Source organism: Psychrobacter sp. T6-1, from assembly GCF_052258445.1.
Genome location: NZ_JBQQFC010000393.1, coordinates 1 through 1,870, shown reverse-complemented (window position 1 = coordinate 1,870; position 1,870 = coordinate 1). Strand labels below are relative to the sequence as shown.

Genomic DNA, 1,870 nt, shown 5'->3' with positions numbered 1-1,870 from the left:
AGGTTTGTATAAACGTATCATAATTAGTTCTCAACTTTTAAAATTTGAATTTTAGCTTTGTTTTTATACTAGTGATAATGAACACTATCAGTGTTTTTTGGTGTCGCCTACGATCTTGTCCATAAAGGCAAATAGCAGACCTGATACTACAAACGCCATATGAATGATAACCTTCCACATTAGTTTATCTGTATCAATATCAGTCATGTTGCCTGATATATCCATAAAAGATTTAAGCAGATCAATTGCAGAAATTGCAACGATGGCTCCTATAACTTTAAGTTTAAGACCAGAGAAGTCGACTTTACCCATCCAACTGGGGCGATCAACATGCGTACCTGTCTCTATTTTAGATACAAATATCTCGTAACCACTAAAGATGATAATAAGCAGCAGGCTAGCGACCAAAGAGATATCGACCAGTATGAGTATATTAACAATCACCTCTGATACGGATGCGTCGAAGACTTGAGAAAGGGTAAGCCATAACTTTTGAATAAATTTTATAAACAGTACGATAATACCTATGATTAAACCCACATAAAATGGGGCTAATATCCAGCGACTGTGAAATATCATCTTCTCTAAAGTATATTCAATTTTCTTTAGCATCTTAGTCTCTTAAGCGGTGTGAACGAAAAAGTATCTAAGCATAGCTTAATAGTAAATATTAAAGGCGCAAATAAATGGCTAACCAGTATGGTTAAGTGAGTTTAACCATTTACTTACTTGCTGCACCCGCTCGTCTCTTGTGCCGCCGATACGCTTGAAATTTTTATTATATCTATTTAAGTGTGTTTCAAAATAATCGCTAATGTCGTCGCGTTTATGCGGCGCATCTCGCAAGTCATCAGCGACCCAAGGCACATCAACCGCCGTCAACAGGATCAAATCATAGTGATGCGCTAGAGCGGCGCGTTTGAGTGCTGGCGGACAATCACCATAGTACCAGTTAGCATAGACCATCAGCTCAAATAGGCTAGTATCACAGAATAGATAAGCTTGAGAGTGACCGTTGTTTATTGCCGTTTGCGCGGCCTCTTCAGTAAGCTGGTTTTCAAGGGCTACCTGGCCTTGCGCAATAGGTAAGAGATCGTCCCAAGTACAGCTAAGCTGCTGCTTATCCCACTTATCTTGCAAAAATTCCCGCATATATTCAGGTGCCCACGGGCTTTTAAAGCGCGCGGCCAAATCTCGACATAAGGTAGTCTTGCCCGTACTCTCAGCACCCAAAACTGCCACCTTAAATACCGATTTAGGCGACTGCTGGATCAAATTGTTGCTGCATACGGTAGCGTCGTTGCCATTCATAATATGCCCAGATTGCAATCAAGGTGAATACTACGTACTGTAGCGAGGTGAAGGTATAACCCTTGTAGAAGTAAAGCGGTACTGAGATGGCGTCAGCGACTATCCATAGTAGCCAGTGCTCAATCTTGCGACTGGCCATTAGCCACATCGCCATCAAAAACAATGCTGTGGTTAGCATATCGGTATAATCGACCCATGTAAATAAATGCGCGCCTAATACCACACCATCAAAGCTAAAGTCATTGCTGATGACAGGACGAAAGTAGTAAATCAGCGCCACAAAGGCAACGGTCGCCGAACCGAGCAAAGCAAGCGTTGGTAAATCGCTAGCACTAATATGCTCAATACTGATCTCATCATTAGGTGTAAGCTCTTGAGTGCCTTGCTTATTTTTAGTCCAGTTATACCAGCCGTACAGACCCATAACGGTATAGTAGAAGTTGATAAACATGTCACCGAATAGTTGCCATTGCCAGAGCAGATAGACAAAAATCCCTGTGCTAACAAGACCCACAGGGAATACTAAAACGCTTAGTTTGCGCGCGAGTAGTACGCTTGT

The 1,870-nt window shown here is 41.8% G+C and carries 3 protein-coding genes; all 3 read right to left on the bottom strand.

The annotated features are described in order from the left end of the window. Positions 1 to 87 precede the first annotated feature (87 nt). Positions 88 to 612, bottom strand: coding sequence for a TIGR00645 family protein (locus ACTXGO_RS16380; RefSeq protein WP_443542335.1), 525 nt, complete (start codon positions 610 to 612; stop codon positions 88 to 90). A gap of 78 nt (positions 613 to 690) precedes the next feature. Next, positions 691 to 1,311 (bottom strand): AAA family ATPase, encoded by a 621-nt coding sequence (locus ACTXGO_RS16375; protein WP_443542336.1) that lies wholly within the window; start codon positions 1,309 to 1,311, stop codon positions 691 to 693. Beyond that, a partial coding sequence (gene pnuC, locus ACTXGO_RS16370; protein WP_443574836.1) for a nicotinamide riboside transporter PnuC occupies positions 1,256 to 1,870 on the bottom strand: 615 nt, incomplete at its 5' end. The genes ACTXGO_RS16375 and pnuC, both read right to left, overlap by 56 nt.

Excerpts from the sequence above, each read along its gene's own strand:
- ACTXGO_RS16380 (WP_443542335.1), bottom strand. The coding sequence starts at position 612 with ATGCTAAAGAAAATTGAATATACTTTAGAGAAGATGATATTTCACAGT.
- ACTXGO_RS16375 (WP_443542336.1), bottom strand. The coding sequence starts at position 1,311 with ATGAATGGCAACGACGCTACCGTATGCAGCAACAATTTGATCCAGCAG.